The following is an 18411-nucleotide window of genomic DNA, read 5'->3' as shown; positions in this document are numbered from 1 at the left end:
GTTCTTAAATATCAAACATGACAATGAGAGGAAAAAAGATGACACATGAACAAAATGATCCGATCCAGTGGCATGGAACAACGATTATCACTGTAAGAGTTGGAGACGAAGTTGTAATCGCAGGCGATGGGCAAGTTTCAGTAGGCAATACAGTTATGAAATCGAAAGCTCGTAAAGTCCGTCGTTTGGGTGATGGTTCTGTCATCGCAGGTTTTGCTGGTGCAACAGCAGATGCGTTGGCTTTATTTGAAAGGCTTGAGGCAAAGCTTGAGATGCACAGAGGACAGCTGACCAGAGCTTGTGTTGAAATGGCTAAAGATTGGCGGACCGATCGGTATTTACGCCGTCTAGAGGCTTTAATGATTGTTTGTGATAAAGATGTGAGTCTTGTTTTGACAGGTAATGGTGATGTGCTTGAGCCTGAAGATGGGTTGATCGGCATTGGGTCTGGTGGGTCTTATGCGCTTGCTGCTGCGCGGGCAATGATTGATAATAAGGCTTATTCAGCGGAAGAGATTGCAACGAGAGCATTGAACATTGCAGCTGACATTTGTGTCTTTACAAACCACAATATTACGCTTGAAAAGATTTCTCCGAAAGATATTTCAAAAAAGACAGATTAAAAGGATAGGAAAGTATAATGAGTGATTTTAGTCCACGTGAGACCGTTTCAGAACTCGATAAATATATCATTGGTCAAAATGCAGCGAAAAAAGCTGTGGCGATTGCGTTACGGAATCGTTGGAGACGCCAGCAACTTCCGAAAGAAATACGCGAAGAAGTCCTGCCAAAAAATATTTTGATGATTGGACCAACAGGAGTTGGTAAAACAGAAATTGCCAGACGTCTTGCAAAATTAGCAGATAGTCCGTTTTTGAAAGTTGAGGCCACAAAATTTACAGAAGTTGGTTATGTAGGCCAGGATGTTGAGCGTATTATTCGCGATCTTGTTGAGATTGGTATTACAATGCATAAGGACAGAATGCGCAGGCAAGTGCGCGTGAAAGCAGAAGCCGCAGCTGAAAATAAAGTGCTCAATGCAATTGTTGGTGAAAATGCAACAGAAGAGACAAAAGAAAAATTCCGGAAAAAATTGAGGGATGGTGAATTAGCGGATCGTGAAATTGAGATAGATGTCGAAGAATCTTTGCAATCATCGATGCCAACATTTGACATTCCTGGAATGCCTGGCGCGCAAATGGGCATGCTCAATTTGAATGATATTCTGGGCAAGTCTTTTGGGACAAAAACAAAAAAGAAGAAGATGACTGTTGCTGAATCTTATGATGTGCTTTTGCTTGAAGAGAGTGAAAAGCTTCTGGATCAGGAAAAAGCAGTGTCTGCAGCCATTGAAGATGTTGAGCAAAATGCAATTGTTTTCATTGATGAGATCGATAAAATCACCTCTCGATCTGATGCAAGAGGCAGTGGTGAAGTGTCTCGTGAAGGCGTGCAGCGCGATTTACTACCGTTGCTTGAAGGAACACAAGTTTCAACAAAATACGGTACAGTTAAGACAGATCATATTCTCTTTATTGCCTCTGGTGCTTTTCATATCGCAAAGCCATCAGATCTTTTGCCAGAACTACAAGGGCGTTTGCCAATTCGTGTTGAATTAAATGCCCTGACAGTAGAGGATTTCAAAAGAATTCTTCTAGAGCCAAAGGCTAGTTTGGTGAGTCAATATATAGCCTTGATGAAGACTGAAGATTTTGATTTGGAATTTACGACAGATGCGATTGAGGAAATTGCACGTATTGCAGTTGATGTGAATCACAATGTTGAAAATATTGGAGCGCGCCGTTTGCAAACGGTCATGGAGAAATTGCTGGAAGAAATTAGCTTCACAGCAAGTGATCGAGGCGGTGATAAGCTTGTGATCGATGGTCAATATGTCAGAGACAAAGTTGAAGCTTTGGCGAAGAATACTGATTTGTCTAAGTTCATTCTATAATACAAGACGCCAGATAAAATTATACTATGAACGAGGAACGCGGTGTAGTTTACCTACATAAGCGACGAGTGACCTGTCCCGCCGAAGCTCGAAGAGCGTAGGAGGAAGCGGTAGAATTTTAAAATGGTGTTTTGTATAACTTTTTTCTGTTCTTTTCTGGCGCAAGCCTATAAAATGTAGGCTGAATATATTGTTTAAACTTAGAGGATCAAGCCCATGTCAACAATTGTTATTATTCCGTCTCGTCTTGCTGCAACACGTTTGCCAAACAAGCCTTTGCTTGACATGGATGGTTTGCCGATGGTTATCAGAGTTGCAAAACAATCTATTGCTGCCAATGTCGGGCCTGTTTATGTTGCCGCTGGTGATCAGGAAATCATCGATTGCTGCGCCGCTCATGGCGTGAATGCTTGTTTGACTCCGGTTGATTTGCCAACAGGGTCTGATCGGATTCATGCCCTTGTGAAGGAGCTTGATCCAAAAGGTGAAAAGTGGGATCGTGTGATCAATGTGCAAGGGGACTTGCCTTTGATTGAGCCTTCATCAATCGCTTTTGTTGATAAGGTTAGCCGCGCGTCAGATTGTGAGATTGCAACACTCGTTGCTGTTTCAAAAGATCTGTCTGAATTGACGAATATGAATGTTGTGAAAGCAGCGATTGAGATTGATCCTACAACAAATATGGGGCCTGCGCTTTATTTTTCACGCAATCCAATTCCATCAGGCAATGGGGAGCACTATCATCATATTGGTATTTATGCTTATAAGCGTGATGCATTAGATCGCTTTGTTGGCCTGCCACAAGCTGAGATTGAAAAAAGAGAAAGACTCGAGCAGTTGCGTGCAATGGCAAATGGTATGCGTCTTTCAGCGGGTCTTGTGACACAGATACCGTTGGGTGTGGATACCATTGAAGATTACCATGCAATCTTGGCTCACTTACAGCAAAGAGCTGGGAACGGTTAACTTAAAAACGTCATTGCTGTAAAGGTCACGTAATTTATTGATAAAAGAGATTGAATTCGTCATCCTGAGCCGAGCATAATTTCTCCCTTCTCGTCATCCTGAACTTGTTTCAGGATCTGTTTATAATTACAAAGAGATGCGATAATAAATTCAGCATGACCTCGATTTATTGTAAGTTAAATTAGCGCCGTCACTCAGAGGGCTCCTATAGGAGCCCGTGGAGTCTCTGTCATGTGAAAACAAACATTGCGCTTCATTTTAATTTATTGAGATTCCACGTCACACCTTTTGGGTGTGACTCTGAATGACGACTTTTTAAATCAATCATAGTTGATGACAGGGAGTGTTTGCTGACAGTACCTTATTAGATTTTACCGTGAAATGTCTAAAACCCGGGCTTGAATGCCTCGCGGTCCACTGAAATATTCTTGAATCCATGGTGTTGGATTTTGTAAAAGCTCTGAAAGTGTTCCGGAGATAATCTTCTTATCGATCAGGACTGCAATTCTTGTACAAACAGCTTTTAAACTGTCTAGATCATGCGTAACCATCAGAACGCTAAAGCCTAAAAGGCTTTGCAGGTTGGCGATTAATTCATCGAACTTAGCTGCAGAGATAGGATCAAGCCCGGCAGTGGGCTCATCAAGTAGAAGAATTTTAGGATCAAGGGCAAGGGCTCTGGCGAGACCTGCACGTTTTTGCATGCCGCCTGAAAGCTCTGATGGATATTTATGATAGTCCTTTTTGAGAAGGCCAACAAAGTCAAGCTTCATACGAACAATCTCATCCATAAGTTTTGGACTGAGAGACGTATGTTCAAGCAAAGGCATTCTAACGTTTTCGAAGAGGGTGAGGTCCGAAAAGAGAGCAGAGGTCTGGAAAAGAACACCGATTTGTTTTTGAACGTTTATGAAATCAGCGGGTTTTGTTTTGGTTGTATGTTGTCCTAGAATGGTGATGTGGCCAGCTGACATAGGGAGCAGGCCTAAGATCACGTTAAAGAGTACAGATTTACCTGTTCCGCTACCACCAACAAGACCAAGAACTTCACCCGGGTAGAGATCAAGATCAAGATGCTGGTGCAACGTGAAATCTTGAATTTTTGTGGTGAGATTTTCAATTTTGAGAACAGGGGTGCGCGTTTTGATCATCTGTTCTCCTATATCTGGTACATGGCAAAAAGAATTGAGAAAATAGCATCAAGAACGATGATCGAGAAAATGGATTGTACAACTGAGCGCGTGGTCATACGACCCAGGCTTTGTGCGCTTTCAAAAACTTGGAAACCTTGATAGGTTGCAATTAAAGCAATAATAAAACCAAAGAAAGGTGCTTTTGCGAAGCCAACGATGAAGGTTTTTAAGTCAACAGCTGTTTTTAATTGTTCAAGAAATTGAACAAAACTCAGGTCTAGATAAAAGCGACACATAACGGCACCTCCAAAAAGGCCAACAAGATCTGCAATAAATGTTAAGACCGGAAGAGTGACTGTCAAGGCAAGAATACGCGGCAGGACGAGGACGTAAATAGGATCAAGTCCCATGACTTGAAGGGCATCGACTTCTCGATTGATTTTCATAGAACCGAGTTGAGCCGTAATAGCGGAACCCGATCGACCTGCGATGATGATTGCGGTTATTAATACGCCTATTTCTCTCAATATTGAGACCCCGAGTAAGTTGACGACAAAAATTTCAGCGCCAAATTTTCTAAATTGTGTAACACCCTGGTAAGCCAGCACAATGCCAATCAGAAAGATGAGGAGCATTACAATAGGCAAAGCGTCAATACCAATCCATTTGATTTGATTCACAAAGGCCTTGCTTCTGAAAAGTTTTGGGGAGAAAAAAAGTTTGATCGCTTTCATATAAAAGAGACCAGAAAAACTCATAACGCTATGAAATTCTTTACAGACATCAACAAAGTTCTCACCAACAGTTTCAACTGTTTCTCGAAATTGATAGTGTTTTGAGATTGAGACGCCGTGAACAGTGGGTTCTTTTAATTGATCCAGAAACCACGTGTGCGATTGAGGCATGTTTTGAAAAGTGATATTTGTCGCATCAAGTTTAAAAGAGCTGATGAGAAGTTTTAACTCAGCGCCTCCGATGGAATCAAAGGTGGTGATATCTTGAAAATCGAGAATGATGTGGGTTGGTTTTTTTTCTTTGAGAATTTTTTTTGTGTAAGGAAGAATCTGGAAGGTATCGAGATACGTCCATTTGCCTTGTGGGATGAGATGAAGTTTTTCACCTTCCCAATTCCAATTTAGTTGTTTTTCTTCTGACACATTGGCCTCATTTGTTCATTCCAATTTTACGCGTTTTTTCAAATGAAATGAAATGAAAATAAAGATTTGTGGTGAAGGGTTTTATATTTTTAAAAAATCCTTCTTTTTCAAATTAATATTTAATACATAAAATGAGATTATTCTTGAATTGTAGATTTTTGAATTTACGATATGATTCAAAAAAACAAAGGAGACAAAAAAGTGGTAACGAAAGCAAAAGCAGGAACAAAAGCGCCTGCAAAGAAAAAAAGCACAGTTAAAAAAGCAGCACCAAAAAAGGTTGCAGCAAAAGTGACGAAGGCTCCTGTGAAAGCCTCAAAACCTGCTGTTGTTAAAAAAGCAGTCGCAAAAACATCTGCTCCCAAAAAAGTAGCTGTAAAAAAGCCAGCTGTAAAATCAGCGCCAGCAAAAGTAGCAGCTAAGCCAGTTATGAAAATGGATACGATGAGACCAGCTGACAAAATGGCAGCGCCTGCAAAGAAAAAAGGATCCAAAGAACATCCAGCTATTGCATGGATGCGTGAAAATCCTGTGATGGCAGTGATCGCAGTGGTATTCGTTCTTCTGATTTTATATTTTCTTTTTGAGTAGAATCGACGAAAAAAGCTTGCAGTTATCCGGAAGTTGTGGCACTTTTCTTTAGAAATAGCACAGATGTGCATTTTTGAGATTGCTGCCGTAGCTCAGTGGTAGAGCACTCCCTTGGTAAGGGAGAGGCCGAGAGTTCAATCCTCTCCGGCAGCACCATTACACCCCTTAGTAGTTCTTATTCAAAAGTTTTTTGTTCAAAAAAATTTGACTACTTTAGAAATATCCTTGCAAATTTTCCACGATATGGTAAAATTGCAATGTTATGATAATCAGATCGCTTCAAAAAACACTTCTAAAAGCATTGGCAAGGCAACCTTCTGTTGTTCTTTTGGGGCCTCGTCAAGTTGGGAAAACAACATTGGCTCTTCAAGTCAGTGAAGAAAAAGATTCGATTTATCTCGACTTAGAATCACCAGAGGATCTTCAAAAATTATCTGATCCACTGCTTTATTTGCGTTCGCATGAAAATATGTTGATTATACTGGATGAAATCCAACGTGTTCCAGATTTATTTTTATCATTGAGAGGGTTGATTGATGAAAGGAGAAGAAAGGGGCAACCAGTTGGTCATTTCCTTTTGTTGGGTTCGGCATCGTTAGACCTTCTGAAGCAATCGTCTGAAACATTAGCTGGTCGTATTTCTCAGTTAGAGCTAACACCATTAACAGTCTTAGAGATTAGTGAGCCTCAGGATGAATATATCCAGCTTTGGGTAAGAGGAGGTTTTCCAAATAGCTATCTTAGTGAAAATGATCAACTTAGCTTTGAGTGGCGTCATGATTTTATTCGGTCGTATTTAGAAAGGGATATTCCACAATTAGGCCCAAGAATACCTTCAGAAACGTTGAGACGGCTTTGGATTATGTTGGCTCATATACAAGGAAGTCTTTTAAATGCTTCACAGCTGGCAAAAAATCTCGGTGTGAGTGTGCAGACAATTACCCGTTATATTGATTTGCTCGTGGATCTTTTATTGGTTAGGCGTCTTCAGCCATTTCATGCGAATATAGGTAAACGGTTAGTGAAATCACCTAAAGTTTATATTCGAGATTCTGGTTTGCTTCACTCATTGTTAGGGATCAAAGATGCGGAGGCGCTCCAAGGTCATCCTATCGTAGGAGCAAGTTTTGAATCTTTTGTTATAGAAAATTGTTTAAATTGTGCTCCTTTTGGGACTAATGCTTATTTCTATAGAACCGCTGCTGGAGCTGAAATAGATCTGCTTTTGGAAATGCCTGATAGATCTTTATGGGCTATAGAGATCAAAAGAAGCTTGTCTCCTAAAATACAGAAGGGATTCTATCACGCTCAAGAGGACTTAAAACCCGATAGATCTTTTATTATCTATGCGGGAAAGGAGCGTTATCCTTTAAATGAGGGCATAGAAATTATAGGGCTTTATGATTTTCTTCAAATGCTTGAGCAGTTTGGGACGCAAAAATAATACCAAGTTTCAGATTAAATCCATTTGAAGATTATTCAAGGCTATTGATATTGCAAGCTCTCAAATGCATCATGAATCCCGCTCTCTCTCAACAGAGGGGGCATTTAGTATTTTCTCTAGTCGATCAGGAGATTGAGCGACCTGCAGGAAATCTGTTTTGTTTTCTTGCATCATTTTTAAAACTGTTTGCCGATGTTTGAAAAGCAGATCGAGTGTTTTCAGGCATAGTCCTTTGGCCTGATCAATGTCTAAGGTTAGACTTTTAAATGGATTTCTCGTCAGAACAATACCTTCAATATCGATAATATCTCCCATAGGGATATCATGCAGATTTTCTTGTGGGATTAAGGCATGAAAGGATTTCATTGTGATTTCTTCTTTCAGAGCAAGATAGGGAATCATATGTGGATTTGCTTGTGCTATTTTTTTATGCTCGATGCTTAATTTAAAATAGAGTGCTTTATCTTCATTGGTTTCTTCAAAGTGTGCGTTTAAAGAAGGTGACACCTTTATGAGCACAGCAAAATCTTGAAGACTTTTCATATCAGCAAATTGGCGACGTGTAATAAGTTCTGGTTTTATTAGAATGAGCTCTAAAATTTCAGGATTGCTCAAAAGGGTTTGAAGCTCATTATTCTTATGAAGTGCTTTTATCGCCATCGAAAAATCCCGATCATCAAGGCATTTTTGAAGCAATTGAGGGCTTTTTAAAAGCTGTCTGAATAAGTTTGGATCCATGAGGATACGATTGAGATCAATAGCCGCTTTGCTTGCATGATGCTGCTGTTGGTGTGAAATTAAACTGATGGCGAGTGAAATTGGTATTTCCATCAATTCTTCCATTGTCACATGCTGTTTGAGAACGCGATTGCGTAAGACAGGGATGATATCAAGCAATATAGGCAATAGGTTGATATCAAAAATATCTTCAGCATCACGAAGGGTGAGTTGATTTAAGGTGAGATCAATCGATTGTTGTGCGATTAGTTTTTCAAGAAACATTTTGTTTTGAATGAGGAATAGTGCAAATGGGTTTTCAAGCAATCGGATCATTTCACTGAAAGGGAGTTGTGTACCTAAAGAGAGAAGATCGGGTGAGTCTCTTAATCTTTCAAGCAAACCAATGTGTTGATGAATATTGCCAAAAGCTTCCGGGGAGAGTTTGTGATCTTTATGAGTGAGATAAAAGATCAGTAAGGGGACTGAGCTAAACAGAATCTTTCGGACATCTTTTTCAAGATTTGCGATATTTTTGAGAATGCTGGGATCATCTAGAATCATTTTGGTTGCAGCTGCATCAGCAAGGACATCACGAATGATATCATCCGTGTCAGGTGCGCGCAGGTGGATGATCTTAATGAGTCGTTCTTGCATTTTTGGTGCTGTCATTAAGTAAACAGCTGTCTCTTTGGGGAGTTTTGAAAAATGCTTCTGGTGCAGCATCCCACTCACGAGAGCTTCAGCAAAAAGAGGTGAGTTCTCAACCAGAAGGTAGAAATTTTCTTGAAAGTGAGAGGGCTTGCCATTGCCTTCTCCCATGAAATAGCGTTTGAAGTCATCATGCGTAAATTGATTCAGAAGGTAGGCCTGTTTTAAAATCGTATTCTTATTGAGGAGTTCACTAAATTTACTTTCAACATTCACACCCAGCAGATATTGAATGTAGTTAGAAATGCTTGATGTCATCCCGCTTACAACGGTAACGTCTCTGGTTTTAATCGGGTCTTGAGGGGTGTGTGTTTGAGAGGTGCGTTTGGTTGCGCCATTTTGATTAACATGGTGATCAGTGTCTTTAGGTACTGTTGCTGTCTCAGTTTGCGGTCGTTTGATCTTTTCAACCATGTCGCCTCCCTAAAATATTGGTTCAATTTTATATATCAAAAATAAGCAAAAATAGACTATGACATCCTCTATGATAGCATGATTTGTCTATTTATTGTAAATTTACGTTAATTTTATTAAATATATATATTTCATAGGTAAGGGCGTAAAAAAAGAGGGGAACGTTGCCATTCCCCTCTTTTTAGGTTTCGAAGATTGAAATTAGCCAGTAATTTCAGAATCTGGGAAGAAGAATTTAATCTCGATCGCTGCATTATCAGTGCTATCTGAGCCATGAACTGAGTTTGCCTCGATTGATTCAGCAAATTCTTTACGGATGGTGCCAGGAGCTGCTTGCTCTGGGTTTGTTGCACCCATAATGTCGCGATATTTTGCAACTGCATTTTCGCCTTCAAGAACTTGAACAACAACAGGGCCTGAGATCATGAAGTCGCAGAGTTCACCGAAAAAGCCACGTTCTTTATGAACTGCGTAGAATCCTTCAGCTTGTTCACGAGAAAGACGAATACGTTTTTGAGCAATAATTCTAAGGCCGTTTGATTCAATGAGAGCATTGATTGCACCTGTAAGATTGCGACGTGTCGCATCTGGTTTAATGATAGAAAATGTACGTTGTAGCATTGTGATCGTTCCTTACTTAAATGGTATTGAGTTACCTGTATACCCTTTCTGGAAGATGAGATCAAGAAAAATCGATTTTCATATAAATACGCTCACATTTTTTTTTAAAATCGATTATACTCTTGGATAGCATAAAGGCATTCACCGAGGTGGTTACATGGAACATTTAAATACAAATCTCAGTGCCAATACAGGCATACGTCGCAGAGGCATTATGGTTGTGCTTTCCTCACCCTCGGGGGCAGGCAAAACAACAATTTCACGTGCAATTCTAGAAAAAGATCCGAATATTCATCTATCTGTTTCATATACCACAAGGCCCAAGCGTCAAAATGAAGTTGATGGCGTTGATTATGTATTTGTGACAGAGCCTGAATTTAAGCGTTTAATTGACAATAATAAGCTTTTAGAATGGGCAAAAGTTTTCGGCCATTATTATGGAACGCCTCGAGAGCAGGTGGAAGCACTTCTCTCAAAAGGTCAAGATATCCTCTTTGATATTGATTGGCAAGGAACGCAGCAGCTCTCTGAAAAAGCGGCTGATGACATTGTGAGTGTTTTTATTTTGCCGCCATCAGGAAAAGAGTTAGAACGTAGATTGCGTAGCCGTGGCAGAGACCCAGAAGACGAAATCAAACGCAGGATGGGCAAAGCTTCAGATGAAATGAGTCATTGGGCAGAGTATCACTATGTGATTGTGAATCGAGATGTTGAAACAAGCTTGCAAAAAGTTGAGTCAATTATTTTGACAGAGAGGCTTATTCGTCGTCGTCAAATTGGCCTCTCGCAATTTGTGAAAAAACTTCAGAATGAGCTTGATGTTTATGCCGTTTCGTAATTTTTTTCTGCTCAGTTTTTTGGCTTTATTTGGGTGCGATGAAGCTAAAGTTTGCTCCGTTTCCCCTCAAAAAGCGCCTGAACTGTTAGATCAGCAATGGGCCCAAAAAGTACCGCTAAAGGGCGGATTGTCAGGCTCAAACCTTTATAAGGTATCAGATGGAACCAATTCTTATGTGATTCGAAATATTGATAATCGAAGTCTTGAAGATAGAGTTATAGAAATTAAAGCTCAACAAGTCGCATCGGATGCTGGTTATGGGCCAAAGTTGATCGCTTATGATCTTGATAAAGGTATTTTGTTGATGGAATATCTAAGGCCTTCCACAACAGCCATGTTAGTCGACCAGCTGCCTGAAAAGCTAGCTACACTTTTGCATCAGATTCATGATGGACCTACATTTTGTGAAGGGCTTTCTATTGTCAGCCAAATCGCGAACCGTTTTGATCAAATAAAGCAGTATCCCTCAGATATCGATCATAATAGGTTGATTGCAGAAATTGCAATGCTTAAAAAGCTCAAAGTTCAGAAAAAGACAGCAACTCATCGCGATTTGAATCCAAATAATTTTATTTGGCAGGGGGATTCGTTTAAAGTCATCGATTTTGAAAATGCAGCAGAGGATGATCCATTTTTTGATGTGGCAACCGTTACTCTCTTTTATTTCCATGATGAGAGTAGCAGAGAGGCCTTTTGGGAAGCTTATTTCAAGAGAAAGCTAACAGCAGAAGAACGAAATCATTTGGCTCAAATGCGCAAAGCAGTTTGTTTGTTCTATGGGCTTGAACTTTTGTATCATATCCCTGAAGATGTTGTGAGGACGAATGTTCCCCTTAAGCCGGTAATGGAGGTTTTCATGAGTTTTCAGGCTGGTACTCTATCTCTTTATACAACAGAAGGTCAGTTTATATTTGCCAAAGCCTTATTAAGAGAAGCCATTTTAGATTAAAAAGAAGGAAAAATTACATGACCTATGATTCAAACAATATATTTGCGCGCATCCTCCGGAAGGAAATACCCTGTAATTCTGTTTATGAGGATGATTTTGTCTTGTCATTCCATGACATACACCCAAAAGCGCCGGTTCATATTTTGATTTTACCAAAGGGAGCCTATCTCTCAGCGCAGGATTTTTATGCCAAAGGATCAGCAGAAGAGATCCATCGCTTTCATCAAGTGATCCCCATGATTGCAGAAAAATGTGGCGTTCATGAAACGGGTTACAGGTTGGTTGCTAATTGTGGTTTGAATGGAGGCCAAGAGGTTCCCCATTTTCACATGCATCTAATAGGGGGCGCTAAGCTGTCGGTTTTTTGATTGAGAGGGCGTTCTTTCAAGCTTAGAAGTATGGTCTGAACCGATTGAAATATCTTCTTTTTGTCATCCTGAGTCGAGCGAAGCGAAGACGTGAGGATCCAGTCACTATTTATCAAGGATCGCAATTGTTGAGGTGTTCCTGGATGGTCGCGTCATCTTGTTCCCTCGCTTTGCTTTGTCACAAGACTCCTCACCATGACGGTGTTTGTGGGTTGCTCTAATTTCAGGTGCTTGATATCATTTCCCGATACAGAAATCGCGGAAGATGACATCGAGTAAGTCCTCTACATCAACAATGCCGGTGATGGTCCCGAGCTGATGCATGGCCTGACGCAGATCTTCAGCTGCAAGAACTTGATCAGGATTGATGAGAAACGATTCAAGGGCAATAAGGCATTTTTGCAAATGGACGCGGTGTCTTTCTCTTGTGATGAGTGGCCCTTCAGGCAAGGCAAAGTGCGATGAGAAAAAAGCCAAGAGAGCGTCTTTAAAATCATCAATCCCTTGACTATCCTTCAATGAAATAAAGATTGGTTGCTGATTTTGCGTAAGAGAGGCGCAAATCTTTTGTATGCCTGACTCGGACAGAAGATCAGATTTGTTGATCACCAAAAGGCGCTCGCTTTCAAATGGCAAGAATTTGTTCAATTGAGCGAGATCTTTTTGCAGATCCTGCAGATTTTTTCCTTCAAGTAAAAGAATGTTGAAATCGGCATGTTCTGCTTTTTCGAGCGCCTTTTTAATGCCGATTGATTCAACGATATCGGTTGTCTCTCGTAGGCCTGCTGTATCAATCAATACGACAGGATAGCCCCCGATGTTCATTTCAACTTCAACCGGATCGCGCGTGGTGCCGGCAATGTCCGTTACAATCGCAACATCCCGTTTGGCCAGATAATTAAGGAGCGTTGATTTTCCGGCATTCGGAAGGCCTGTGATTGAGACATAAAACCCTTCTCGGATTTTTTCCCCGATCTGTTGATCATTCAAATGAGCTGCAAGTTCAGCTTTGAGCCTTTGAACATTTTCATAGAGCACAGGATTGATGGATTCTGGCAGATCTTCATCAGGAAAATCCAGAAAAGCTTCAAGATAGGCGAGGGATTTTTTTAGATCTTCTCTCCATTTTTGATAGAGAGTTGTAAGACTTCCGGCCATTTGTCTTAAGGCAAGTCGATGCTGCATCTGTGTTTGGGCATGGATTAAGTCAGCCAGAGCCTCAATTTCGGTTAGGTCAAGCTTGCCATTTAAAAAGGCTCTGCGCGAAAATTCACCAGGCTCAGCAAGTCTTGTTTGCTCAAAATGGCTTAAGGCTTCCAGAAAAGCAGCAGTGATTGCTGGGCCGCCATGGATTTGGCATTCAGCCACATCTTCACCTGTAAAGCTATGTGGATTTGGCATAAAAAGCAAAAGGCCATTGTCAAGCAAATCGCTTGTTTTGGGATGGTAAAATGACCGGATGCGTGCATAATGGGGTTTTGGAATCTCTTTTTTTGTGAGTTTCTCACAGATTTCGATCGTTTTGGGGCCGGAAAGGCGAATAACAGCGATCCCGGCTTTCCCCGGTGCTGTTGCAAGAGCGTAGATGGTATCATTGTTTACATAGAGAGACATGGCTTTAGTATAGGCTTTGGGATCGCAACAAAGCTAGTATTTTTTCGTATTTTACTACCCTTTTTTGAAAAACCATGTTATACTAAGGATGTTAGGTAAGACTAACTATGGCGATAAACGCGTTATGGAATAAGCGTTGCGGACCCGGGGGCGGTACCCGGCACCTCCACCAAAAACAAAGAGTTTACACGGACAAACAATGTGAGTCAGTGTTTTTCATGGGGGTGAAACAGGATCGACGTGCGTAATAAAGATGATGTTTTTGCTCGGCATGATACCACCGTTATCGGATCAAGACATATAAATGTCGCACATAAACTACAAAACAACAGACCTCAAGTAGCAGGTTCGCCTGCTGTTGCATTGGCTGCTTAATGCGCCAAAGCTCTCTTGAGCGATGTTAGCGGTACGGGGGCACCGGGCAACAGAACGCCCCCACTTTTTGACGAGGCTCTGCTGAATAAATCGCTTGAAATAGGCGATTTTTTTATTGGCAATCTTCTTGTAAGATATTGCGTAGCTCTGATATCACTTGTCCATGAAGTGTTTGGCAATAGCTCACAAGCTCTTGCATGCTTTTAAGATCACTTTCTTTAGCCGGATTTTCGATCTGAGCGGCGCATTCAGATAGGGTGACAGCCCCAATCTGTAGGCTGGATGATTTTAAAGGATGGGCGTATTGTGATAGTAAAATGAGATCATTGCTTTTCATGGCCTCATCCAGGTTTTCTATGAGCGTTTGTGATGAAGAGATGTAGGTTTCTAGAACTAAATGGTAACTATCGCCTAGCAACTCTTCAAGGTGTGAGAGGATTTGTTGATTAAGAATAGGTTCTGTTGTCATACTAAAGCCCTTTTTTGCTTTAGTATAAAAGAGAATAATTGATGAGACCTTAATCTATTAGTTCATAGAAACGATAGGAATGAACCTTGGTTTTTAGGACCTGTTGATGTTGTTATTGCGAATCAATGAAACGCAGGCAACTTTATCACGTCTTGAAGTGAAGCGTCTGATCATGTAAATCGCCGACCCAAGGACGAGAAGCACGATGAGTAAGTTGGGGATGTTGAGGAAATTCAAAAAACCTGGTCGTGGTTCTTCAGCTGCTGTTGCTTGGTAATCGCCTTCTTCCTCAGGCATATTAGCCATTTGGTTGTTCATTTCTTGAGCATTTTGACCAAGAATTTCGTCCTCTGGCTGCATGTCGATCATTTCTTGATGCATCAGAGCATTTTGTGACAGTTCGGGTGCTTGGTCATTGGTGTCTACTGGTCTAACCATTGCTTCTGCTAGATCTTGATCAATTAAGGTTGGATTGTTTTGGATTGGTTGAAGTTCTTCTTGAGGCTCCATTGCTTCAGGGGCCAAAATTGTTCCTGCTGCGGGTGCTGACATAAAAAGAGCGGTTGCAAAGAGCGCTATGAGAGATAATTTATTCTTTTGAATGATCATTTGAGGTCCTCTTGTATCGATATGTTATTATTATATGATGATAAGGAAGCTTCGGTTGAATGTCAGCTAAAAAGAAGAGGTGAATGAATTTTTGCATTTTTGAATGGAATGCGCCATAATCTAAACATCTTCACAACATTTATGTAAGGTTGCTCTCATGAGTTGGTTCCAAAAATTAAAAGAAGGCCTATCCAAATCCTCCCAAAAGATCGCTGAGAATATTCACTCAGTCTTGGTAAAAAAACCTCTTGATGATGAGGTGCTTGCTGAGATTGAAGAAATTCTGATTGCATCAGATTTTGGACCCAAAACGGCTGCTGTTTATATTGAAGCTTTGCGCAAGGCGCGTTTTGGTAAAGAAGTCACAGATGAAGAAATTCGGGAGACTTTAGCTCTTGAGATTCAGAAGAGTCTTGAGGCTATATCACATACATTTGAGTTATCAGATCAAAAGCCTTTTGTCATTTTGATGGTGGGTGTGAATGGGACGGGTAAAACAACAACCATTGGCAAGCTCGCGAATAAGTACACAGCTCTTGGCAAAAAAGTCATGATTGCGGCAGGCGATACATTTAGAGCAGCTGCCGTTGAGCAGCTTGATGTTTGGGCAAAAAGAGCCAATTGTGAATTGATTAAAAAAGAGCAGGGGGCCGATCCTGCAAGTCTTGCTTTTGAAGCCATGCAAAAAGCACAAGAAAAGGGTGTTGATATTTTGTTTATCGATACAGCAGGGCGCCTTCAGAACCAGTCTCATTTGATGGCAGAGTTGCAAAAGATTATCCGTGTTATGCAAAAAGTAGATGCAAGCGCACCTCATGCCACATTCTTGACGCTTGATGCAACTACAGGTCAAAATGCTTTCGCGCAGATTGAGATCTTTCAGCAATTTACATCGATCAATGGTCTTATTGTTACAAAATTGGATGGTACAGCGAAAGGTGGTGTTGTTGTTGGTCTTTGTGATCGCTATAAAATTCCGATTAGAGCGATTGGTGTCGGGGAGCAAATTGAAGATTTGCAGGATTTCGATGCAAAAAATTTCGCTCGTTCATTAATGGGAATTTCACAAAATGACGTGTAAGATGGGCCAAATAAGAATTTAATCTAATAACCTCATAAAATGAGAAGAGAACCGAATGTTGCATGCTCCTCCAAATCCTTCTTTGAAAAGTTTTACCTCTGCTGAAGAGGCTGTCTCATATCTTGAGACGCTTTATAATAATGCGATACAAGAGTTACGGACCTCATTTGAGAGCTATTCTCATAAAGAAGGTGACTCACATGATCACGTAAGGGCTTTCTATCCCTTGATTCGCATTCGGAATGAAAGACATAGTCATAATATTGATACGCGCTTGTCATATGGGTTTTTAGCTGATACAGGGACTTTTGAGACAACCATTACAAGGCCGGATCTTTACAGAACCTATCTTTGTGAACAGCTTAAATTGATTCAGAGCAATCACCCCTATATTGAGTTTGAGATTGGCTATAGTAAAATGCAGATCCCAATCCACTTTGCTTTTAAAGAAGGTGAGCATATTGAAAGCCAATTGACGCCAGAAAAAATTCGCCATATGCGTGACTATTTTGCTATGCCAGAATTATCCATTACGGATGATGCGATTGCGGATGGGAATCAGTATGAAAATAAAGATGGCGTTGCACCTCTTGCTTTATTTTCTGCCCCTCGCATTGACTATTCGCTCCATCGGTTGCGTCATTATACGGGGACAGATTCAAAGCACGTGCAGAGCTTTGTTTTGTTTACTAACTATCAATTCTATATCGATCAATTTATTCAGTATGCTGAAGAAATGATGACAAAAACAGATGATCCGGTTGAACAGAAGAAGCGCTCAAAGTATCTCTATTTTGTGCGTCCAGGTAATGGCGTGATGCTCAATGAGAATTGTCCGGCGCCAGATGGTGTTTTAGCTCAGGCTCCTCAAGTTGGAAATTTCCAGATGCCTGCTTATCATTTGGTTTCTAAAGATAAGCATGGAATTACGATGATTAATATTGGTGTTGGGCCTTCAAATGCCAAAACAATTACAGATCATGTTGCTGTTTTACGTCCTTATGCGTGGATTATGCTTGGCCATTGCGCTGGCTTACGCGCTTCACAAAAGCTTGGAGATTACGCACTTGCGCATGCTTATGTGCGTGAGGATCATGTTCTGGATGATCATTTGCCGCCTCATATTCCGCTTCCTGCTTTGTCGGAGATTCAGGTCGCTCTTGAAACGGCTGTTGGCGATATAACGGGTAAAAGAGGCTATGAATTGAAAAGTATTATGCGTACTGGAACGGTTGTGACAACCGACAATCGCAATTGGGAACTTGATGAGCATCGGCGTTTGATTCAGAAGTTTTCTCAAAATAGAGCCATTGCTCTTGATATGGAGTCTGCAACCATTGCAGCCAATGGTTTTCGCTTCAGAGTTCCTTATGGGACATTGCTTTGTGTGTCTGATAAGCCATTGCAGGGTGAGATTAAATTACCAGGCATGGCCAATCGCTTTTATAAAGAACAAGTGGCCCAACATTTGAGAATTGGTATTAGAGCCATTGACTATCTGAAGGAGCATATGTTAGAAACATTACATTCCCGGAAGTTACGTAGCTTCTTTGAACCGGCTTTCCAATAATATTAATCTTACGAAGGAATATATCTGATGTCTCCTATTTTAAAATTTGCTCTTGAAGCTGGCCCTCTCTTGATATTTTTTCTGGCAAATTGGTTGGGTGGTATTTATTGGGGAACGGCACTTTTGATGATTTCAACGCTCATCTCTGTTTTCTTTTTCTTTCGTCTTGAAAAAAAATGGCCGATTGTACCTTTGATTAGCTGTGTGTTTGTGACGATTTTTGGTGGGCTCACTTTGGTGCTCCATGATGATCTTTTTATTAAACTGAAGCCAACAATTGTGAATTTATTTTTTGGCATTGTTCTTTTTTGGGGCTATTTTACAAAAAAGAACATCTTGAAATACATTATGGGTGCTATGTTGCCATTGCAAGAAAAGGGCTGGGAAATTCTCACAATGCGCTGGGCAGTCTTTTTTATTTTCCTCGCTATTGTGAATGAAGTTGTCTGGCGTAATTTTTCAACAGATTTTTGGGCAAGTTTTAAAGTTTTTGGTATTATGCCTTTGACTCTGATTTTCAGCGGATTCCAAATGCCACTCATCTTGAAGTACCAAGATGAAAAAGCCAAGCAGTAAGATTAAAGTTGTAACGTAGATGTATGAACTGGCGTTAGATTTGTCATCCTGAGCCGAGTCCGCCGAAGCACGTAGTGCGTAGGAGGAAGCGAAGGCGCGAGGATCCAGTCCTGCATGATCCACCAGAGCTTAGGTAGTGTCGACATTTAATTTTTTTTATGATATACTGAACTTCTAATAATAAGAAAAGGAGTTGAAAGTTGTATGATTTAAGGGATGACCAATGGGAAGCAATTAAGGATAGCCTCCCAGGA

General features: G+C 40.7%; 18 protein-coding genes, 1 tRNA gene and 1 other RNA gene. 13 read left to right on the top strand and 7 right to left on the bottom strand.

Annotated features, from left to right (window positions below):
- Positions 1-38: 38 nt before the first annotated feature.
- From hslV to KBF71_01830, 3 genes are all read left to right on the top strand, one after another.
- On the top strand, positions 39-623 hold the full coding sequence (gene hslV, locus KBF71_01840; GenBank protein MBP9877060.1) for an ATP-dependent protease subunit HslV: 585 nt from the start codon (positions 39-41) through the stop codon (positions 621-623).
- 14 nt (positions 624-637) lie between these two features.
- Positions 638-1954 (top strand): ATP-dependent protease ATPase subunit HslU, encoded by a 1317-nt coding sequence (hslU, locus tag KBF71_01835; GenBank protein ID MBP9877059.1) that lies wholly within the window; start codon positions 638-640, stop codon positions 1952-1954.
- Between the two features lie 216 nt (positions 1955-2170).
- Positions 2171-2920: a 3-deoxy-manno-octulosonate cytidylyltransferase gene (locus tag KBF71_01830; GenBank protein MBP9877058.1), complete on the top strand. Its 750-nt coding sequence runs from the start codon at positions 2171-2173 to the stop codon at positions 2918-2920.
- Between the two features lie 371 nt (positions 2921-3291).
- Here KBF71_01830 and KBF71_01825 read toward each other — a convergent pair whose 3' ends face one another.
- Positions 3292-4071 carry an ATP-binding cassette domain-containing protein gene (locus KBF71_01825; protein ID MBP9877057.1) on the bottom strand — a complete coding sequence of 260 codons (780 nt, stop codon included), beginning with the start codon at positions 4069-4071 and terminating at the stop codon, positions 3292-3294.
- Positions 4072-4079: 8 nt separating this feature from the next.
- A complete protein-coding gene (locus tag KBF71_01820) occupies positions 4080-5210 on the bottom strand; it encodes an ABC transporter permease (GenBank protein ID MBP9877056.1) in 1131 nt (376 codons plus the stop codon).
- 201 nt (positions 5211-5411) lie between these two features.
- Between KBF71_01820 and KBF71_01815 the strand changes: the two genes are divergently transcribed.
- The 3 genes from KBF71_01815 to KBF71_01805 all read left to right on the top strand — a co-directional run bounded on the left by KBF71_01815 (position 5412) and on the right by KBF71_01805 (position 7245).
- Positions 5412-5801 carry a hypothetical protein gene (locus KBF71_01815; GenBank protein ID MBP9877055.1) on the top strand — a complete coding sequence of 130 codons (390 nt, stop codon included), beginning with the start codon at positions 5412-5414 and terminating at the stop codon, positions 5799-5801.
- Between the two features lie 81 nt (positions 5802-5882).
- A tRNA-Thr gene (locus KBF71_01810) sits at positions 5883-5957 on the top strand.
- A 106-nt stretch (positions 5958-6063) separates the two neighbouring features.
- Complete coding sequence (locus KBF71_01805; GenBank protein ID MBP9877054.1) at positions 6064-7245, top strand: ATP-binding protein; 1182 nt, start codon at positions 6064-6066, stop codon at positions 7243-7245.
- Between the two features lie 69 nt (positions 7246-7314).
- On the opposite strand, the gene KBF71_01800 is transcribed toward KBF71_01805, so the two are convergent.
- Positions 7315-9087, bottom strand: a complete 1773-nt coding sequence (locus KBF71_01800) for a hypothetical protein (GenBank protein ID MBP9877053.1) — start codon at positions 9085-9087, stop codon at positions 7315-7317.
- A 201-nt stretch (positions 9088-9288) separates the two neighbouring features.
- Entirely contained in the window at positions 9289-9708 is a 420-nt protein-coding gene (gene ndk / locus KBF71_01795; GenBank protein MBP9877052.1) for a nucleoside-diphosphate kinase, read from the bottom strand.
- 157 nt (positions 9709-9865) lie between these two features.
- On the opposite strand from ndk, the gene gmk reads away from it, so the two are divergent.
- The 3 genes from gmk to KBF71_01780 are packed head-to-tail and all read left to right on the top strand — an operon-like array spanning position 9866 to position 11863.
- Complete coding sequence (gene gmk / locus KBF71_01790; protein ID MBP9877051.1) at positions 9866-10546, top strand: guanylate kinase; 681 nt, start codon at positions 9866-9868, stop codon at positions 10544-10546.
- The gene (locus tag KBF71_01785) at positions 10527-11495 is read left to right on the top strand and encodes a phosphotransferase (protein MBP9877050.1); all 969 of its coding nucleotides are present in this window, start codon (positions 10527-10529) and stop codon (positions 11493-11495) included. The genes gmk and KBF71_01785 overlap by 20 nt, the downstream gene beginning before the upstream one ends.
- Positions 11496-11512: 17 nt before the next feature.
- Positions 11513-11863 carry a histidine triad nucleotide-binding protein gene (locus KBF71_01780; GenBank protein MBP9877049.1) on the top strand — a complete coding sequence of 117 codons (351 nt, stop codon included), beginning with the start codon at positions 11513-11515 and terminating at the stop codon, positions 11861-11863.
- A gap of 237 nt (positions 11864-12100) precedes the next feature.
- On the opposite strand, the gene mnmE is transcribed toward KBF71_01780, so the two are convergent.
- The gene (gene mnmE / locus KBF71_01775; protein MBP9877048.1) at positions 12101-13477 is read right to left on the bottom strand and encodes a tRNA uridine-5-carboxymethylaminomethyl(34) synthesis GTPase MnmE; all 1377 of its coding nucleotides are present in this window, start codon (positions 13475-13477) and stop codon (positions 12101-12103) included.
- A gap of 51 nt (positions 13478-13528) precedes the next feature.
- On the opposite strand from mnmE, the gene ssrA reads away from it, so the two are divergent.
- Positions 13529-13917, top strand: a transfer-messenger RNA (tmRNA) gene (gene ssrA / locus KBF71_01770).
- A gap of 47 nt (positions 13918-13964) precedes the next feature.
- Here ssrA and KBF71_01765 read toward each other — a convergent pair.
- Both KBF71_01765 and KBF71_01760 read right to left on the bottom strand, forming a co-directional pair.
- Positions 13965-14321: an Hpt domain-containing protein gene (locus KBF71_01765; GenBank protein ID MBP9877047.1), complete on the bottom strand. Its 357-nt coding sequence runs from the start codon at positions 14319-14321 to the stop codon at positions 13965-13967.
- Between the two features lie 93 nt (positions 14322-14414).
- On the bottom strand, positions 14415-14930 hold the full coding sequence (locus tag KBF71_01760) for a hypothetical protein (GenBank protein MBP9877046.1): 516 nt from the start codon (positions 14928-14930) through the stop codon (positions 14415-14417).
- A 157-nt stretch (positions 14931-15087) separates the two neighbouring features.
- Here KBF71_01760 and ftsY point away from each other — a divergent pair, with 157 nt between their 5' ends.
- Genes ftsY through KBF71_01745 form a run of 3 tightly spaced genes read left to right on the top strand, consistent with a single transcriptional unit; the run spans position 15088 to position 18157 of the window.
- Complete coding sequence (gene ftsY, locus KBF71_01755) at positions 15088-16011, top strand: signal recognition particle-docking protein FtsY (GenBank protein MBP9877045.1); 924 nt, start codon at positions 15088-15090, stop codon at positions 16009-16011.
- A 55-nt stretch (positions 16012-16066) separates the two neighbouring features.
- Positions 16067-17581 carry an AMP nucleosidase gene (locus KBF71_01750; GenBank protein ID MBP9877044.1) on the top strand — a complete coding sequence of 505 codons (1515 nt, stop codon included), beginning with the start codon at positions 16067-16069 and terminating at the stop codon, positions 17579-17581.
- A 27-nt stretch (positions 17582-17608) separates the two neighbouring features.
- The gene (locus KBF71_01745) at positions 17609-18157 is read left to right on the top strand and encodes a septation protein A (GenBank protein ID MBP9877043.1); all 549 of its coding nucleotides are present in this window, start codon (positions 17609-17611) and stop codon (positions 18155-18157) included.
- Positions 18158-18411: the final 254 nt, after the last annotated feature.

This window comes from Alphaproteobacteria bacterium (genome assembly GCA_018063245.1).
Taxonomy (GTDB): Bacteria; Pseudomonadota; Alphaproteobacteria; order JAGPBS01; family JAGPBS01; genus JAGPBS01.
This window is presented reverse-complemented; position numbering and strand designations above follow the sequence as displayed.